Origin of the sequence: Streptomyces sp. P1-3, from assembly GCF_050613155.1 — a bacterium.
In the GTDB taxonomy this organism is placed as follows: domain Bacteria; phylum Actinomycetota; class Actinomycetes; order Streptomycetales; family Streptomycetaceae; genus Streptomyces.
The window spans coordinates 4,287,119-4,303,542 of the sequence record NZ_CP192512.1; the positions used below are offsets into that span (position 1 = coordinate 4,287,119).

Sequence of the window (16,424 nt, forward strand, 5' to 3'; positions counted from 1 at the left end):
TCCGGCGGCCGGAGGGGCGAATTCCTATCGCGGGCCGGGCACCGTTGCGCGATCCTGGCGCCATGACCCTCGTCGACTACGCCGACCGCATGAACCGCGCCGCCCGAGCGGCCGCCGACGCCGGGCTCGCAGGGCTCGTCATCGCGCCCGGCCCCGACCTGACCCATCTGTGCGGCTACCGGCCCGCCCCCACCGAGCGGCTGACCGCCCTGCTGCTGGCCCCCGGCCGCACCCCCCGGCTGCTGGTGCCCGTACTGGAGCGGCCGGACGCCGAGGCGGCCCCCGGCGCCGAGGCCACCGAGGTCAGCGGCTGGACGGACGGCAGCGATCCGTACGAGGCGCTCGCCGAGCTGCTGCCGCCCGGCCGCCGCTTCGGCATCTCCGACGGGGCGTGGGCCATGCATCTGCTGGGCCTCCAGCGCACCCTGCCCGACACCGCCTACTCCGCGCTGAGCGAGGCGCTGCCGATGCTGCGCGCGGTCAAGGACGCCCAGGAGGTGGAACTGCTGGCGGCGGCCGGAGCGGCGGCCGACGCCGTGTTCGAGGAGATCGTGGGGGTGCGCTTCGCGGGCCGCAGGGAGAGCGACATCGCCGCCGACCTCAGCGCGCGCTTGCGCGAACACGGCCACAGCCAGGTGGACTTCACCATCGTCGGCTCCGGGCCCAACGGCGCCAACCCGCACCATGAGGCGGGGGACCGGATCATCGAGGACGGCGACATGGTGGTGCTCGACTTCGGCGGCCTCAAGGACGGCTACGGCTCCGACACCACCCGCACGGTGCACGTCGGCGAGCCCACCAAGGAGGAGCTGAAGGTCCACGAGGTGGTGCGTGAGGCGCAGGAGGCGGCGTTCGAGGCGGTACGGCCCGGGGCGGCCTGCCAGGACATCGACCGGGTGGCGCGCAAGGTGATCGGCGAGGCGGGGTACGGCGAGTACTTCATCCACCGGACCGGGCACGGCATCGGCGTCACGACGCACGAGCCGCCGTACATGGTGGAGGGCGAACACCTCCCCCTGGTACCGGGGATGTGCTTCTCGATCGAGCCGGGGATCTATCTGCCGGGCCGCTTCGGCGTGCGTATCGAGGACATCGTGACCTGCACGGAGACGGGCGGCAGGCGGCTGAACAACACGGACCGGGAGCTGCGGATCGTGGTGTGACGGCCACCTGCCGCCCGTCTCCGCCCGGCCCCGGGCACCCGAGGGCGCCGGGGCGGGGGACGCGGGGGCCGGGGCATCCGAGGGCGCCGGGCGGGGACGCGGGGGCCCTGGGCCAAGCCCGGCCTGTGGCCTCACGTCATCAGCACGACCTTGCCCATCGTGCCGCGCGTCTCCAGCGCCCGGTGCGCCGCGGCCGCCTCGGACAGCGGGAAGCGCTGTACCACCGGCACCAGCCGTCCGGAGGCGACCGCCTCCATGGCCTCGTCCTCCAGGGCCCGCAGCTTCTCCGGGGTGTCGATCAGGTTCCGCCACTCCGGGCCGCCGAACAGCGACCGGGAGACGATGCCGTGCGCGGCGGTCTCCTCCTCGGTCAGCTCCAGCGGGCTGCCGGAGGACCAGCTGATCACGAGGTGGCGGCCGCCGGAGCCGAGCAGGGAAACGGCGCCGCGGGCCAGTTCGCCGCCCACCGAGTCCATGACGACGGTCGCCTTGGCGCCGCCGAGGGCGGCCAGCGCCTGGTCCGTCCAGTCCTCGGCCGTGTAGTCGACGGCGACGTCCGCGCCCAGTTCGCGCACCCGCGCGACCTTGGCGGGGCCGCCCGCGAGGCCCACGACCGTGGCACCGAGGTTCTTGGCGTGCTGCACCACCAGCGAACCGATGCCCCCCGCGGCGGCGGTCACCACCACGACGTCGTCCGCGGCCAGGTCGGCCAGGCGCAGCAGCCCCATGGTGGTGCGGCCGGTGCCGATCATGGCGATGGCCTGGTCCTCGCCCACCTCGTCGGGGAGTTCGTGCAGCTTCTCCACCGCCACGACCGCCTTCTCCGCGTAGCCGCCGGGCACCATGCCCAGGTGGGCGACGACGCGGCGCCCCAGCCAGCGCGGCTCGACGCCCTCGCCGAGCGCGTCGACGGTGCCCGCGACCTCGCGGCCGGGGATGGTGGGCAGCTGCGGCAGCGCGTGCGGGCCGCCGCCCGCGTCCCCCAGCCGGAGGGTGGTGTCGAGGAGGTGGACCCCGGCGGCGGCCACCGCGATCCGGACCTGGCCGGGGGCGGGCTCGGGGTCGGCGACCTCCTCGTGGAGGAGGTTCTCGGCGGGACCGAAGGCGTGGAGCCGGATGGCGTGCATGGCGTGTCTCTCCCAGATGTCGAGGTACGGGGTGGTGGGGGTGCGGGGCGTGGGGATACGGGCGGCCGGTGCGCCGTCAGAGCAGCGCGCGGGCCTCGGCGAGCAGCTCGTACTGCTGCCGCCAGTTGCCGGCCCCGGTGCTGAGGACGATGCGGTCGGCTCCGGCGGCGGCGAACGCGGCCAACTGCTCGGCGGCCGCGGCCGGTTCGCCGGAGATCATGACGGAGTCGGCCTGGTCGGCGGGTACTTCGTATGTCTCGGTCAGCAGCTTGGCGACCTGCTCGCGGTGTGGCGCGGCCGGTCCGAGACCGAACGGCAGCGCGACCGAGACCCCGGGCGGCGACGGGTGCCGCGTCAGCTCCGCGAGCAGTTCCCTGCCCGCCGCGAGCAGCAGCGGCGGCATGAGCGCGGGGAACCAGTGGGCGCCGTGCTCCGCGGCACGGCGCAGCGCGCGGCCGGAGGTGCCGCCGATGAGCAGCGGCGGTGCGGCGATCCGTGGCGGTGTGAGGGCCAACTCCGGTTCCCCGGGCCGGTCGGCGAGCCGTACCGGCGCGCCGTCCAGCAGGTCCGGGAGCAGTTCCAGCGCCCGGTCGAAGAGCGCGTCACGGTCCTCGTACGACAGCCCGGCCGCGCGCCACGCCGTCGTGTCGCGCACCCCGCCGCGCCACCGGGACCGGGGTCCCGCCCCTCCGGAGCCGACGCCGAGCAGCAGCCGCCCCTCGGAGAGGTGCTGGAGCGTGGCGATCCTCTGGGCGGCCTGGGGGAGCGGGTGGAGCGGCAGGTGCAGTACGCCGAAGCCGACGCGGACCCGCTCGGTGACGGCGGCGGCCATGGCCAGGGCGAGGCCGCCGTCGATCACCTGGGTCCGGCCGATCAGGTGGTCGCCGGTCCATACGGACTCGAAGCCCAGTTCCTCGGCCCGGCGGGCGGCCGCCTTGATCTCGCGGGCCCGCCCGCCGGGCTCGGGGCCGAGAGTGGGGAGGAAGACCCCGATCTCGGGGGTGGTCTGCCGCGCTGTCGTCGTCATGCGACCCACCCTCCAACTTCAACTTAAGTTGAAGTCAAGGGGGGTTATGACGCGGCGCGTGTGACGCGCGGCACCCCGGCGGTCCGGGTCCGGTTGCCGGTACGGGCGCCCAGCGCCAGCGCGGCCGCCTCCATGGCGCTGTTGAACGACACCTCGCAGAGCAGGCCGGGCGCCGCGACCTGGTCGCCCGCCAGGTAGACGCCGTCGCCGCGCACCACGGCGGGCCGGTCCCGCCAGGTGGTCCCCGGCCGGTCCAAGGCGCCCGTACGGCCCGTCGACAGTGCCTCGCGCCGGAAGGTCGTCCGCTCCCGCCAGCCCGGGAAGCCCAGGTCCAGCAGCCGCTCGGCGCGGGCGATGCCCACCGCTCGGCTCTCCCCGGGCGCGACCGGGACGTGGCCCTGGATCAGCTGCTCCCCGGCCGGGGCGAGGCCGCGGTCCTGGGTGGTGAAGCGCTCGATCCAGCCGGGGGCGTCCAGATCCGAGACGACGAACGCGTCGCCGCGCCGGGTCGTCACACCCAGGTCGAGCAAGGCGGTGCGGCCGCTCTCCCAGGTCAGCGAGGGATCGTCGAGCAGGGTGCGGGCGGCGGCCAGCGACGTCGCGACGATCACCGGGCCGTGCCCGGCGGGCAGCGCGCCGAGGGAGCCGACGCGCGCCGCGGTCTCGATCGTCACGCCCAGCGAGCGGGCGTGGGCGGCCATCCGGTCGATGATCCCGCCCCAGCCGCCGCGCACGTAGTGCGCCTCGGGCGGCATCGCCGTCGCGCGCCGGAACCGCTCCTGTACGAAGGCGGCCGACAGCTGCCCGGGGTCGTGGTGGAAGAGCGCGACGCCGGTGTAGTTCGCCGCCGCGCGCGCCGCCGCTTCGCCGACCCGCTCGGCCGCCCAGCCGGCGAAGTCCCGGTCCACGGGCGCCACGCCGTACCGCAGCCTGAACATCCCGAGCGGCGGCACGCGCCGCAGCCGTCCGCCGTGGTGGAAGCGGAACCGGGCGCCCGCCTGCGGCGGCAGCGTCGCCAGCTTCCCGATGAGCCCGCGCTTCTTGAGCCAGGGCCAGTGCGGACCGCCGTTGTAGAGCGCGTGCGGCCCCTCGTTGGTGCGGTACGGGCCGTCAGCGGTACGGGCCCGGCCGCCGAGCGACTGATGGGCCTCGTACAGCGTGACGCGCGCGCCCGCCTCGGCGCTGCTGATGGCCGCGGTGAGACCGGCGAACCCGCCGCCGATGACGGTGATGTGGTGCATCTGCCGTTCCCCTCCGAAGGTGTGGGGTGATGGTTGCTTTCGCTGTCGCGGGTACGACGGACGGGCGGTCCGCGGATGTGACATCGGGCCGTTGTCAGTGGCGCACGTCACGATGGAGGGGCGAAGGGCGGTGGCGATGACACGGCGGAACGGACGGGACGGCACGGCCGGTGGCGAGGGCGATGGGGTACGGGCGCCCCGGCGGCCCACGCTGTCCCTGCCCGAGCTACGGGCTCATGACGGCCAGGGGCTGACCCGGGAGGGCGACCACGACGGGGTGGAGTTCGCGGACGCGGACCTGGGCGGGCAGGACGGGCGGGGCAGCCGGTTCCTGGACTGCGCGCTGCGCCGCTGCGCGCTGGACGAGGCGGTGCTCAGCCGCGCCCGCGTCCTGGACAGCGTCCTGGAGGAGATACGGGGGGTGGGCACCGACCTGTCCGGGGCGACGCTGCGGGACGTGGAGGTGCTGCACGCGCGACTGGGCGGGACGCAACTGCACGGCGCGGCGCTGGAGAGGGTGGTGGTGCGCGGCGGCAAGATCGACTACCTGAACCTGCGCGACGCGACCCTGAAGGACGTCGTCTTCGAGGACTGCGTACTGGTCGAGCCCGACTTCGGCGGGGCGCGGCTGGAGAGGGTGGCGTTCGTGGGCTGCGCGCTGCGCCGGGCGGACTTCTCGGGGGCGCGGATGACGGAGGTGGACCTGCGGGCGGCGGCGGAGCTGGACATCGCGCGCGGCGTGGACCGGCTGGCGGGGGCCGTGATCAGCCCGACCCAGCTGTTCGACCTGGCGCCGGTGCTCGCGGCGTGGCTGGGGGTGCGGGTGGTGGGCGCCTGAGCGGCGGGCGCCGGTGCCGAGGCGGGGCCCCGGTGGTCGGGGCTACACGCGCGGGAACCGCGCCAGCAGGTCCCAGATCACCGCGTTGTCGCCCAGCCCCTCGTGCATGTCCGTGAGGTCCGCGACCAGGTCGTGCAGGAAGTCGCGGGCCTCGCGGCGCAGCGCGGCGTGGTTGAAGGTCAGCGGCGGCTCCTCCGCCGGCACCCAGTCGGCGGTGGCATCCACCCAGCCGAAGCGGCGCTCGAAGAGCATCCGGTCGGACGACTCGGTGAAGTCCAGCTCCGCGTACTGCGGCCGTGCGGAGCGGCTGCCCTGCGGGTCGCGGTCGAGCAGTTCCACGATGTCGCACAGCGCCCACGCGAAGTCGAGGACCGGCACCCATCCCCAGGCTGTGGACAGCTCGCGGTCCTTCTCGGTGTCCGCGAGATACACGTCCCCGCAGAACAGGTCGTGCCGCAGGGCGTGCACGTCCGCGGTGCGGTAGTCGGTCTGCGGAGGGTCCGGGAAGCGCCGGGAGAGGGAGTAGCCGAGGTCGATCACGCGTTGATGGTGTCACGGGAACGGGACCCCGCCCGCCACGGAGCCACTCGGCAGCTGTGAGGGCCCCTGGCCGGGAGGAGAGTCCCCTCGGCTGGGAGAGGATCCCCCGGGCCGGCCGCCGGACCGGCCCGGGCACCGCCTCACAGCACGACGACCGACCGCAGCACCTCACCGCGCCCCATCTTCGCGAACGCCTCCTCGATCCCGTCCAGCGTGATGGTCTCCGTGACGAACGCGTCCAGGTCCAGTCGCCCCTGCTGGTACAGATCGATCAGCAGCGGGAAGTCGCGGGACGGCAGGCAGTCGCCGTACCAGGACGACTTGAGTGCGCCGCCGCGCCCGAAGACGTCCAGCAGCGGCAGTTCCAGTTTCATTTCGGGGGTGGGCACGCCGACCAGGACGACGGTTCCCGCCAGGTCCCGGGCGTAGAAGGCCTGTCGGTAGGTCTCGGGGCGGCCCACCGCCTCGATCACCAGGTCGGCGCCGTGCCCGTCGGTCAGCTTCCGTACCGCCTCCACCACATCCGTGTCGCGGCCGTTGACGGTGTGGGTGGCGCCGAGCGAGCGGGCCCACTCCAGCTTCCGGTCGTCGAGGTCCACCGCGATGATCTTCGCGGCGCCGGCCAGCCGGGCCCCGGCGACGGCGGCGCAGCCCACGCCGCCGCAGCCGATGACGGCCACGGAGTCGCCGCGTCCGGCGGCGCCGGTGTTGAGCGCGGCGCCGAGCCCGGCCATCACGCCGCAGCCGAGCAGCCCGGCGGCGGCCGGGGACGCGGCCGGGTCCACCTTCGTGCACTGCCCCGCCGCGACCAGGGTCTTCTCAGCGAACGCGCCGATGCCCAGGGCGGGGGTCAGGGGCGTGCCGTCGGTGAGGGTCATCGGCTGAGTGGCGTTGTGGGTGGCGAAGCAGTACCAGGGGCGGCCGCGACGGCAGGCCCGGCACTGGCCGCACACCGCACGCCAGTTGAGGATGACGAAGTCGCCGGGCGCGACGTCGGTGACCCCGGCGCCGACCGACTCCACGACGCCCGCGGCCTCGTGGCCGAGCAGGAACGGGAAGTCGTCGTTGATACCGCCCTCGCGGTAGTGAAGATCGGTGTGGCACACCCCGCACGCCTGCACCCGCACCACAGCCTCGCCGGGACCGGGGTCCGGGATGACGATCGTCTCGACGCTGACCTGCTCGCCCTTGCCGGACGCGATGACGCCACGCACCTGTTGAGTCATGGCAGCAGCCTAGGCGCCGAAGCGGATGGAGGGGGCGAAAACGGGCCGCACCGGGGGGTGGCCGGTGCGGCCCGTCGCACTGACACTCAGGGCGTCAGCGGATCACGTGACGTCGGTCGCGTTCAGGTGGCAATGGCCCGTCACTTGACGTTGATCGCCGTCCAGGAGGCCGCGACCGCCTTGTACTCGGCGCTGCCGGACCCGTACAGGTCGGCCGCCGCCTGGAGCGTGCCGGTGCGCGCGCCCGCGTAGTCGGTGGTCGAGGTGAAGTACGTGGTCAGCGCCTTGTACCAGATCTTGGTGGCCTTGTCCCGGCCGATGCCGGTGACCGTGGAGCCGTCGTAGGTCGGGCTGTTGTAGCTGACGCCGTTGATGGTCTTGGCGCCGCTGCCCTCGCTGAGCAGGTAGTAGAAGTGGTTGGCGGGACCGGAGGAGTAGTGCACGTCCACCCGGCCGATACCTCTGTACCAGTAGTCCTTCGACGAGCCGTCGCGGCTCGGCTTGTCCTGGTAGCGCAGCGGGGTGCCGTCGCCGCGGATGTCGATCTTCTCGCCGATGAGGTAGTCACCGGAGTCGGCGGAGTTGGCCGCGTAGAACTCGGTGGCGGTGGCGAAGATGTCGGAGGTCGCCTCGTTGAGCCCGCCGGACTCGCCGCTGTAGCGCAGGCCCGCGGTGTTGGAGGTGACGCCGTGGGTCAGCTCGTGCGCGGCCACGTCCAGCGAGGTCAGCGGGTTGGCGTTGCCCGAGCCGTCGCCGTAGGTCATGCAGAAGCAGCTGTCGGACCAGAAGGCGTTGACGTAGTTGTTGCCGTAGTGGACCCGGGTGTAGGCGGCCTTGCCGTCGTTCTTGATGCCGTTGCGGCCCAGCACGTTCTTGTAGAAGTCCCAGGTGGTGGCGTGGCCGTAGTGGGCGTCCACCGCGGCGCTCTGCCGTCCGCCGCCCCAGACGTCGTCGGCGTCGGTGAACAGCGACCCGGTGCCGGAGGTGCCGTGGTTCAGGTCGTACGTCTTGTGGCCGCCGTGCGTGCCGTCGGTGAGGTTGTACGAACCGCCGCTCTGCGTGGTGCCCAGCGGGACGGTGCCGCTGTAGTCGCCGGTGCCCGTGCCGGTCTCGATGCGCTCGTCGGCGAAGAGCTGCTTGCCGGTGGCGGCGTCGGTGACGACGTGCAGCTCGCTCGGCGTACCGTCGTGCTGCAGCCCGGTGACGACGGTCTCCCAGGCCAGCACGGGCTTGCCGGACGAGGCCCAGACGACCTTGCGCGGCGCGGCGGCGTCGGCCTTGCCGTTCTTCTCGGCGTCGGCGGCCTTGAGCGCGGTCTTCTTCGCGCTGGACGCGGACTTCTCCGCGGCGACGGTAGGCACGGATATCCGGGCCCGGACGGACTTGGTGACCGTCTGCTTGCCGTTCTTCTTCTCGTGGACGACGAGGTCGCCGCCGAGGACCGGGAGTCCGGCGTAGGTGCGCTCGTAGCGCGTGTGGACCGTGCCGTCCGCGTCCTTGATGACGTCCCGGACGACGAGCTTCTCCTTGCCGCCGAGCCCCAGGGACTCGGCCTGCGCGGCCGCTCCGGCCTGCGCGTCCTTGATCGCGCTCGCGCGCTGGTCGGCCGAGAGCAGCACGGCCGTGGCGCCCGCCTCCCGGTCGGCCTTGGCGCTGGCCGAGCCGGTCTGGACGCCGATGACGACCATCGCGGCCGACGCGACGAGCGCCGCGCCGCGGAGGGCGTTCTTACGAGAGGAAACGGTACGTCTCACTCGATACTCCTTGCGGTGGGCCGCTGGGTCGCGGCCGCGTGGGGGACGGACGGCCTTGGGTGGGGCCGCCCGAAGCTGCACAAGTGATGCCGATGTGGTGCCGTTTGGTGGTGCGTGGTGGTACGCGGTGGTGCCGATGTCCGCGTATGAGACGCGGGGCCACTCCTGTGCCGTAAGGGGCGCATAAGCGGGCTGAGCAGAGAGTGGCATCGATCGACGGGTTCTGACAGGTCGGTAACAAGAATTTGACTTTTGAATGTTCGTTGAGGGTCCACCTCGGTCCGCTATGTGACGAACGCGCCCTGGTTTGGGGTGACTTCACCTACGGTGAGCAGGAGGTAACCGCCGAGGGGAGAGGTGCGCGATGCCGCCGAGGAAGCCGATCTCAAAGCATGGGGTGCGGTCACCCCGCGTCATGCTTGCCGAGGAACTGGCCCGACTACGCGACGAGTCCGGTCGCTCCCTGAGCGAGTTGGCCGACAAGACCGGGTGGGACCGCACGCACATGCACAGCCTGGAGACAGGGAGGAACCTTGGTGGCCCGGAGGTCATCGAGGCGCTGGACACGGTCTATGGGACGACGCCGTTCCTGATGCGGCTGTGGGAGCTCGCCAAGGACAAGGCCGCGTTCCGCGAGAAGTACGTGCGGTACATGGAGCTTGAGGCGGTAGCCGTGGCCGTCGATCACTACGCGGGCGGCGTCATCCCGGGCATACTTCAGACCGAGGCGTATGCGCGGGCGCTGCTGTGGTCCGCGCCGCACGGGCCAGAGAGCTCTGCGGAGTTGGAGGAGCAGCTTCAGGCGCGGATAGGCAGGCAGGAACTCCTACGGCGCCAACCGGCCGTGCATCTTCGGGCGATCCTCGATGAGGCGGTGCTCAGGCGTCCCTTGTTGGACGCGCAAGAGTGGCGCGGGCAGCTCGCCCACCTCGTCGCGGCGGCGTCCTAGCCGAACGTGACCGTGCGGGTACTGCCCTTCTCCGTTGGGCTGCACGATGTCCAGGGCCAGTCGCTGATCCTGCTTCTGCGCCCCGACGGCCGCACGGTGGCCTGGCTGGAGAGCAGCAAGAGCGGCGAGCTGTACGAGGAGCCGGCGAACGTCGAACGGATCCGGCTGTCCTACGATTCCATCCGGGACTTGGCCCTGTCGCCACGGGATTCCGTGGCGTTCATCGAGCAAATGATGGAGGACAGCTCACCATGCGATCCACCAGCATCGACCTGAGCACTGCTTCGTGGCGCAAGTCCAGCTACAGCGACGGAGGCGCGGACAACTGCGTCGAGGTCGCCGACGGCTTCCCCGGCGTGACCCCCATCCGCGACAGCAAGGACCCCCACGGCCCCGCGCTGCTCTTCTCCGCCGACGGCTGGTCCTCGTTCGTCTCCGCCGTCAAGCGCGGAGAGTTCCCCGGCGCGTAAGCCCAGCGCCCCCCCCGAAACGACGGCGGGCCCCCGCGAGAGCGGGGGCCCGAACCGTACGCCTCGGCCGTGTTCAGCGGCTGGTCGGCGACAAACAGAGCATGCTCTGAACGTGACCGCGGCGCGTGACCGTGTACCTGGCCTGGCCAGGGGCGCACTCGTCGCCGACGCTCTCCTCGACCTTGTACTCCGCCCTGCTGTCGCCGCAGGGGACGACCTCAAGGTCGGGATGCTCGTTGTCGGATCCCTGGTCCTCCACGCACTCGCCGACGTCGATCGAGTTGGCGTCCTGGCTCGCGCTGGCGCCGGCACGCGCCGCCGGGGTGGAGGGAGTGTCGGTGCTCTTGCCCTGGTGGGTGAAGATCCAGACGCCGGCGCCGATGGCGGCCACGGTGAAGACGATCGCCTTGATCTTGGTCTGCTGGTTGATGCGGCTGCGCCGCGGCGGGGGCTGCGGGGCGGGGGCTCCGGGGTAGCCGCCCTGCTGCGGATAGCCGTACTGCGGCTGGCTGGGCTGGCCGTGGGGGTGGTAACCGCCTTGGGGCGGAGGTGGGGTGGACAGGGGGAGACTCCGTTGAGCGGTGGTGCGGTCGCACATCAGGCCGAGTTGACCACCGTACGGTAGCCGCCGCAGCCGCCGATCCGGCGCGTGGGAGGGGGCCGTGACAGGGGTGTTACTGCCTTGAGGTCAAGCTGGCGCCCTCGTGGTCGACGAGTTCCCCACGGCGGATCCGCCGCTCGCCTGGCCGGCCTGCCCGGCAATGCGACGAGGCCCCCGACCGAAGTCGGGGGCCTCGCCCTGTTTCGGGGCCGCGAGCCGGCCCGCTCGACGGCCACGGCAGCCAGTGATGGCGACTTTTTTGTTCGGCGACACGAGATTGGGGTGCCGAACAACCCATGCACCGCTGGAATCGAAGACGTGCAGACGCTGATGGCTTCACATCGGAGCCAAGGCGGCGGATCTGGAAACAGGAGAATCCTTGCGATCAATACGGTTGGCTTGCGGAATCGCGGTCGGTGCGCTCACCGGGGCACTCATCACGCTCGCACCGGGCTCGGCGTCGGCTGCCGATCTCACGGGCGCGTCGACGTCGAAGGCGAGGCAGTGCCAGACGTGGCACGACAACGCGGGCCCTGGGGGTGCCGGCCGCTACCACGCCAAGTGCGCGGGCTCGGGAAGGTACATGCAGGCGAGGGTCTGGTGCGCCGATGGGACCGTCAGTATCGGCCCGAGGAAGTACGAGTACGCGAAGGCTGAATGCCCCTCCGGCGTGGACTCGTCCGGCGGCAAGTGGTGGTACGTGTAATGCCCGTGAGCTTGTAGGCCCGCAGGCTCCACGCTGAGCCCGTCCCGGCCCGGCCGTGGCCCCGCAAAGATGAGGACGGCCCCCGACAGAAGTCGGGGGCCGTCCTCAATGTCAGACAGGCAGGGCCTGGACTCAGACGTTGACGCCGAAGTCCTGGGCGATGCCCGAAAGGCCCGCGGCGTAGCCCTGGCCGACCGCGCGGAACTTCCACTCCGCGCCGTTGCGGTACAGCTCGCCGAAGACCATGGCGGTCTCGGTGGCGGCGTCCTCGCTCAGGTCGTAGCGGGCGATCTCGGCGCCGCCGGCCTGGTTGAGGATGCGGATGTACGCGTTCCGCACCTGGCCGAAGTTCTGGCTGCGCGACTCGGCGTCGTAGATGGAGACCGGGAAGACGATCTTGTCGACGTCGGCCGGCAGGCCCGCGAGGTTGACGTTGATCTGCTCGTCGTCACCCTCGCCCTGGCCGGTGAGGTTGTCGCCGGTGTGGACGATCGACTGGTCCGGCGTGGACTTGTTGTTGAAGAAGACGAAGTGCGCGTCCGAGTAGACCTTGCCGCTCGGGTTGACGGCGATGGCGCTCGCGTCGAGGTCGAAGTCCGTGCCGGTGGTGGTGCGGACGTCCCAGCCGAGGCCGACCGTGACGGCGGTCAGGCCCGGTGCCTCCTTGGTGAGCGAGACGTTGCCGCCCTTGGACAGGCTTACAGCCATGGGGAGTCCCTTTCGTTTTCGAGTCGTCGGGCTTCGTGACCCCACGAAGCTACCGTCACCCTCCATAACGCGAACCGCGCGCCGCGGGTTCCACAGAGTGGTGTGGGAAATGCGGGTGACGTCCGGGTGTGCGACGGGGGACCATGGGGGCATGCCTGGGCCCTACGTCATCCGCGGTTCGGTCTCCCTGCCGGAGGCCGAGCTGATGTGGCGTTTCTCGCGTTCGTCCGGCCCTGGCGGGCAGCACGTCAACACCAGCGACAGCCAGGTCGAGCTGCGCTTCGATCTGGCGCGTACGGAGGCCCTGCCGCCGGTGTGGCGGGAGCGGGCCCTGGAGCGGCTGGCGGGCCGCCTCGTCGACGGGGTCGTGTCCGTGCGCTCCTCCGAGCACCGCTCGCAGTGGCGCAACCGCGAGGCGGCGGCCGTCCGGCTCGCCGCGCTCCTGGCGGAGGCGACCGCGCCGCCGCCCAGACCGCGCCGCCCGACGCGGATCCCGCGCGGTATCAACGAACGGCGGTTGCGGGAGAAGAAGCAGCGCGGCGACACCAAGCGCGGGCGCAGCGGGCGCGACTGGGGCTGATTCTGCCCTGATCGGGACCAATTGCTGCATTCCGGTGGTTTCGCGGGCGTGCAGAGCGCCTCGTATGTATCACAACTGAAATTCCGTTATGTACGACATATCGGAATCTTCTCTTCGTGAGCGAGGTGGTGTGATGTTCGCATCGATGCATCGTGTCCTGGCTGTCGTGGGCCTCATGGTGGCGGCTCTGTTCGCCCCGGTGGCCGGTGTGGCGACCGCGGTGGGCGACCCGGATGCGTACAGGGCCGAGAGTCAGGACGAAAAACGCGTCGACTGCGGGAAAGAGGGGCAAAACCAAGGGCCGGGCCAAAACCCCGGGCGGGGTAAGGAGCAAGGGCAGGGCCAGGGCCGCCCCGCGACCCGTCCTGGGAGCCCGCTCAAAATCAACGGCTTCGACCTGCTCGACCTCAGGCTGCTTCATTACCTGCGGGACTGGAACGACGACAACGGTAAGTGCGTCCGCAGCGATGGCAGGGAGCGTAAGGAAGACGAGCAGGACCCCCGCAGGAGGTTCGACATCCTCAGCTTCAGCGAGCGCTAGTTCCGACGAGGCCCCACGGGATTCCGGCGAGGTCCCGGGATTCAGGCGAGGTCCCACGGGATTTCAAAGCGGTCCCACGGGATTCAAAAGCGCGCGCCTCCCGCGGCCGCTGCCGTCAGCCCAGCCGGCGGTAGCGGCCGCGGAAGTACGTCAGCGGCCCGCCGGTCTCCGCGCCCGACGTCCTCGCCGTCAGCACCCGCCCGATGACCAGCGTGTGGTCCCCCGCCGCCACGCGCTGCTCCGTACGGCACTCCAGGGACGCCAGCGCCCCGTCGATCAGCGGCGCGCCCGCCGCCTCGCCCCGGGCGTACCGGGTGTCCTCGAACAGCAGCCGGTCGCTGATCCGCCCCTTCATGGCGAAGCGCCCGGCGATCTGCCGCTGTTCCTCGGAGAGGATCGACACCGCCCAGAGCGGTTGGCGCTCCAGCAGATCGTCCATGCGCGACTCGTTGCGCAGGCTGACCATCACCAGCGGCGGGTCCAGCGACACGGACAGGAACGCGGTCGCCGTCATGCCGACGTCCTCGCCGCGCGGCCCGTCCTCCGGGTCGTGCGCGGTGACCAGCACCACGCCCGCGGCCAGCCGCGACAGCGCGGCACGGAACTCGTCGTCGCTCACCCCACCAGCATGGGGTACAGCGGTCTCGTGGGACGTGGAAGGCGTCGTTTGAAGCACACCGGCACGCTAACCGGGCTCCGAGCGCGGCCGCATCGGGCGCCGGGACCAGGCGGGGCGTAGGTCCCGAGGCCGAGGCCTCCCCGACCGCCACCCTCGGCGACCGTCCCGCCCCGTCATCGATTTGCTAAGCGGAAAAGTCGGAGCGCTCCCACACCCTCTGTGCAGCAAGGAGATACAGACTGTGACATGAGTCACAGCGGGGGGCAATTGTTGACCCTGTGTACCTGCCGGGCAGCTCGCTGTGATTCAGTGGCCGTGGCAATCGGACGACAAGAAGCCAGGAGTTGCTGTCGAGGTCTCGGGGGAGAACGAGCGATGGAGACCGAGTCGGAGCCGTACATTCGTCTTGCGACCCTGCGGCAGCTGCACCAAGTGGTCGCCGATCTGAACACCGCCCGCAGCCTCGCCGACACGCTCCAGACGGTCGCCGACGGCATCATCGCCGGCCTCGGCTACGAGCTCTCGGCCGTCAACCTGGTGCGGCCCGACGGTGATCTCGTGGTCGCCGCCGTGGCGGGCAGCCCGGGCGCCGAGGCCCTGATGGCGGGCCGGGTCGGGTCCCGCAGCTCCTGGGAGCGCCGGCTGGCGCTGGGGGACCGCTGGGGCGATCTGCGCTTCGTCCCGTACACCGAGGGCTGGGTCCTGGACGACGACGACGTCCCGCAGTGGCACACGCCGGGACCGGCGCCCCGATTCCCCGACGAGTGGCATCCCATGGACCGCCTGTTCGCCCCGATGTACGCCGCGGGCGCCTCCGGCGGGGAGCTCATCGGCGTGATTTCGGTGGACAAACCGCGCAACGGGCGCCGCCCCGGCGCGTGGGGGCGCGAAGCCCTCCAGATGTACGCCTTCCACGCCGCGATTGCGATCGGCAATGCCCGGCTGCGCGCAAACATGCAGCGCGCCCTGGTCCGGCTGGAGCGGGAGCAGCAGGCCCTGCGCGCCAGCGAGGAAAGCTTCCGGCAGGCCTTCGAGTACGCGCCCAGCGGTATGGCGATCGCGGAGATGGGCGGCGACCAGCACGGTCGGCTGCTGCGCACCAACGACGCCCTGTGCCGGCTGCTCGGCCGCCCCGCCGCGGTGATGCGCCGCAGCTCCTTCTCCGACCTCGTGCATCCCGAGGACCTCGGCACCCTGCTGCGGACCTCCGCCGAGGGCGGCCGCGCCGAGCTGCGGCTCGCGCGCCGCGACGGCACGTTCGTGTGGGTCTCGCTGCGGAACTCCGTCGTCGCCGACGCCGCCGACGGGCCGCGGTTCCTGCTCACCCACGTCGAGGACATCGAGGAGCGCAAGCGGCACGAGATCCAGCTCGCGCACCGCGCCAGCCACGACGCCCTGACCGGGCTGCCCAACAGCGCCGAACTGCGGGCCCGGCTCAGCTCCCGGCTCTGCGCCCACCCGCCCCGCCCGGCACCGGCCGGGCACCCGCTCGGCGCGGGCGGCGGCGCGGCGGAGGGGCGGCCGCCGGACCCGGCCGGGCCAGGACCGGATGGCCACGGTCCGGACGGCTATGGTCCGGGCGGCTACGGTCCCGAGGGTTTCGGGGTGGACGGCTATGGGGTGGACGGCTTCGGGGTCGACGGGTACCGGGCCACCGGCGCCATGGCCGCCGATGTCGGGCCCTTCGACCACCATGTGCACACCACCGCCCCCAACGAGGAGATCGACGACGGCCACAAGGGGCTCGCGGTCCTCTTCTGCGACCTCGACGGCTTCAAGTCGATCAACGACCGGTTCGGCCACCACACGGGCGACGCCGTCCTGATCGCGGTGGCCCGGCGGCTCTCCGGCGGGGTGCGCGACGGCGACACCGTCGCCCGGCTCGGCGGGGACGAGTTCGTGGTCCTCGCCGACGGCCTCGGCCGGGCCGACGCCCAGGACCTGGCGGTACGGCTGCGCAACGCGATCATTCCGCCGATCCGGGTCGAGGGCCGGGCGGTGCGCGTGGGCGCCAGTTTCGGCATCAGTTGGGCGGCGTGCGGCATGTCGGCCGACGAGGTGCTGCAATCCGCGGACCAGCGCATGTACGTGGAGAAGCGGTCCCGGTCGAAGGCCAACCGCAGGGCTGGATGATGTAACGGGGACCGCGTGCGTTCCCCCGATCGGGGTAGGCTGCGCCGGGTCGGCGGTGCCGCCGATGATGAATCGATCATGAATATTGTCCATCCGGACAGCGGGGACCCTGACGAGGCCGCCCCGGCCCTGATATGAGCTGTCCTGCCGCGTGTGCGGAGACGCGCGTGGGCGTGTCCGCGAGGCGGCGGCGCCTGAGCG

General features: G+C 71.9%; 15 protein-coding genes and 1 pseudogene. 7 read left to right on the forward strand and 9 right to left on the reverse strand.

The annotated features are described in order from the left end of the window. Nucleotides 1-62 precede the first annotated feature (62 nt). A complete protein-coding gene (locus ACQUSR_RS18485) occupies nt 63-1,163 on the forward strand; it encodes a M24 family metallopeptidase (protein ID WP_431043671.1) in 1,101 nt (366 codons plus the stop codon). 131 nt (nt 1,164-1,294) lie between these two features. Here ACQUSR_RS18485 and ACQUSR_RS18490 read toward each other — a convergent pair whose 3' ends face one another. The 3 genes from ACQUSR_RS18490 to ACQUSR_RS18500 form a co-directional block, all read right to left on the reverse strand. Next, on the reverse strand, nt 1,295-2,290 hold the full coding sequence (locus ACQUSR_RS18490; RefSeq protein WP_431043672.1) for a zinc-binding dehydrogenase: 996 nt from the start codon (nt 2,288-2,290) through the stop codon (nt 1,295-1,297). Nucleotides 2,291-2,366: 76 nt separating this feature from the next. Beyond that, complete coding sequence (locus tag ACQUSR_RS18495; RefSeq protein WP_431043673.1) at nt 2,367-3,317, reverse strand: LLM class flavin-dependent oxidoreductase; 951 nt, start codon at nt 3,315-3,317, stop codon at nt 2,367-2,369. 44 nt (nt 3,318-3,361) lie between these two features. Next, the gene (locus tag ACQUSR_RS18500) at nt 3,362-4,558 is read right to left on the reverse strand and encodes an NAD(P)-binding protein (RefSeq protein WP_431043674.1); all 1,197 of its coding nucleotides are present in this window, start codon (nt 4,556-4,558) and stop codon (nt 3,362-3,364) included. 136 nt (nt 4,559-4,694) lie between these two features. Between ACQUSR_RS18500 and ACQUSR_RS18505 the strand changes: the two genes are divergently transcribed. Then, complete coding sequence (locus ACQUSR_RS18505; RefSeq protein ID WP_431043675.1) at nt 4,695-5,396, forward strand: pentapeptide repeat-containing protein; 702 nt, start codon at nt 4,695-4,697, stop codon at nt 5,394-5,396. Between the two features lie 42 nt (nt 5,397-5,438). Here ACQUSR_RS18505 and ACQUSR_RS18510 read toward each other — a convergent pair whose 3' ends face one another. The 3 genes from ACQUSR_RS18510 to ACQUSR_RS18520 all read right to left on the reverse strand — a co-directional run bounded on the left by ACQUSR_RS18510 (nt 5,439) and on the right by ACQUSR_RS18520 (nt 8,850). Then, a complete protein-coding gene (locus tag ACQUSR_RS18510; protein WP_431043676.1) occupies nt 5,439-5,936 on the reverse strand; it encodes a hypothetical protein in 498 nt (165 codons plus the stop codon). Between the two features lie 140 nt (nt 5,937-6,076). Continuing rightward, nucleotides 6,077-7,162 (reverse strand): S-(hydroxymethyl)mycothiol dehydrogenase, encoded by a 1,086-nt coding sequence (locus ACQUSR_RS18515; protein ID WP_431043677.1) that lies wholly within the window; start codon nt 7,160-7,162, stop codon nt 6,077-6,079. A gap of 140 nt (nt 7,163-7,302) precedes the next feature. Further along, complete coding sequence (locus tag ACQUSR_RS18520; protein ID WP_431047673.1) at nt 7,303-8,850, reverse strand: M4 family metallopeptidase; 1,548 nt, start codon at nt 8,848-8,850, stop codon at nt 7,303-7,305. 481 nt (nt 8,851-9,331) lie between these two features. On the opposite strand from ACQUSR_RS18520, the pseudogene ACQUSR_RS18525 reads away from it, so the two are divergent. Continuing rightward, nucleotides 9,332-10,141: pseudogene (locus ACQUSR_RS18525) on the forward strand (helix-turn-helix domain-containing protein). Continuing rightward, nucleotides 10,117-10,335, forward strand: coding sequence for a DUF397 domain-containing protein (locus ACQUSR_RS18530; protein ID WP_431043678.1), 219 nt, complete (start codon nt 10,117-10,119; stop codon nt 10,333-10,335). Before ACQUSR_RS18525 ends, ACQUSR_RS18530 begins: the two are co-directional and overlap by 25 nt. Before the next feature lie 73 nt (nt 10,336-10,408). Here the strand turns inward: ACQUSR_RS18530 and ACQUSR_RS18535 are convergent, their stop codons facing one another. Further along, complete coding sequence (locus ACQUSR_RS18535) at nt 10,409-10,933, reverse strand: LppU/SCO3897 family protein (RefSeq protein WP_431043679.1); 525 nt, start codon at nt 10,931-10,933, stop codon at nt 10,409-10,411. A gap of 841 nt (nt 10,934-11,774) precedes the next feature. Beyond that, nucleotides 11,775-12,350: a TerD family protein gene (locus tag ACQUSR_RS18540; RefSeq protein ID WP_431043680.1), complete on the reverse strand. Its 576-nt coding sequence runs from the start codon at nt 12,348-12,350 to the stop codon at nt 11,775-11,777. Between the two features lie 151 nt (nt 12,351-12,501). On the opposite strand from ACQUSR_RS18540, the gene arfB reads away from it, so the two are divergent. Beyond that, nucleotides 12,502-12,930: an alternative ribosome rescue aminoacyl-tRNA hydrolase ArfB gene (arfB, locus tag ACQUSR_RS18545; RefSeq protein ID WP_431043681.1), complete on the forward strand. Its 429-nt coding sequence runs from the start codon at nt 12,502-12,504 to the stop codon at nt 12,928-12,930. 133 nt (nt 12,931-13,063) lie between these two features. Next, nucleotides 13,064-13,471 carry a hypothetical protein gene (locus ACQUSR_RS18550; protein ID WP_431043682.1) on the forward strand — a complete coding sequence of 136 codons (408 nt, stop codon included), beginning with the start codon at nt 13,064-13,066 and terminating at the stop codon, nt 13,469-13,471. A 115-nt stretch (nt 13,472-13,586) separates the two neighbouring features. On the opposite strand, the gene ACQUSR_RS18555 is transcribed toward ACQUSR_RS18550, so the two are convergent. Further along, nucleotides 13,587-14,147, reverse strand: a complete 561-nt coding sequence (locus ACQUSR_RS18555; protein ID WP_431043683.1) for a flavin reductase family protein — start codon at nt 14,145-14,147, stop codon at nt 13,587-13,589. A gap of 318 nt (nt 14,148-14,465) precedes the next feature. On the opposite strand from ACQUSR_RS18555, the gene cdgB reads away from it, so the two are divergent. Continuing rightward, a complete protein-coding gene (gene cdgB, locus ACQUSR_RS18560) occupies nt 14,466-16,223 on the forward strand; it encodes a diguanylate cyclase CdgB (RefSeq protein WP_431043684.1) in 1,758 nt (585 codons plus the stop codon). The last annotated feature ends 201 nt before the right edge of the window (nt 16,224-16,424 follow it).

What these genes read in the sequence shown, in the direction of transcription:
- ACQUSR_RS18540 (WP_431043680.1), bottom strand. Translation starts at nt 12,350, where the DNA reads ATGGCTGTAAGCCTGTCCAAGGGCGGCAACGTCTCGCTCACCAAGGAG.
- ACQUSR_RS18535 (WP_431043679.1), bottom strand. Translation starts at nt 10,933, where the DNA reads ATGTGCGACCGCACCACCGCTCAACGGAGTCTCCCCCTGTCCACCCCA.
- ACQUSR_RS18490 (WP_431043672.1), bottom strand. Translation starts at nt 2,290, where the DNA reads ATGCACGCCATCCGGCTCCACGCCTTCGGTCCCGCCGAGAACCTCCTC.
- ACQUSR_RS18495 (WP_431043673.1), bottom strand. Translation starts at nt 3,317, where the DNA reads ATGACGACGACAGCGCGGCAGACCACCCCCGAGATCGGGGTCTTCCTC.
- arfB (WP_431043681.1), top strand. Translation starts at nt 12,502, where the DNA reads ATGCCTGGGCCCTACGTCATCCGCGGTTCGGTCTCCCTGCCGGAGGCC.
- ACQUSR_RS18515 (WP_431043677.1), bottom strand. Translation starts at nt 7,162, where the DNA reads ATGACTCAACAGGTGCGTGGCGTCATCGCGTCCGGCAAGGGCGAGCAG.
- ACQUSR_RS18530 (WP_431043678.1), top strand. Translation starts at nt 10,117, where the DNA reads ATGCGATCCACCAGCATCGACCTGAGCACTGCTTCGTGGCGCAAGTCC.
- cdgB (WP_431043684.1), top strand. Translation starts at nt 14,466, where the DNA reads ATGGAGACCGAGTCGGAGCCGTACATTCGTCTTGCGACCCTGCGGCAG.
- ACQUSR_RS18505 (WP_431043675.1), top strand. Translation starts at nt 4,695, where the DNA reads ATGACACGGCGGAACGGACGGGACGGCACGGCCGGTGGCGAGGGCGAT.
- ACQUSR_RS18500 (WP_431043674.1), bottom strand. Translation starts at nt 4,558, where the DNA reads ATGCACCACATCACCGTCATCGGCGGCGGGTTCGCCGGTCTCACCGCG.
- ACQUSR_RS18485 (WP_431043671.1), top strand. Translation starts at nt 63, where the DNA reads ATGACCCTCGTCGACTACGCCGACCGCATGAACCGCGCCGCCCGAGCG.
- ACQUSR_RS18520 (WP_431047673.1), bottom strand. Translation starts at nt 8,850, where the DNA reads ATGGTCGTCATCGGCGTCCAGACCGGCTCGGCCAGCGCCAAGGCCGAC.
- ACQUSR_RS18550 (WP_431043682.1), top strand. Translation starts at nt 13,064, where the DNA reads ATGTTCGCATCGATGCATCGTGTCCTGGCTGTCGTGGGCCTCATGGTG.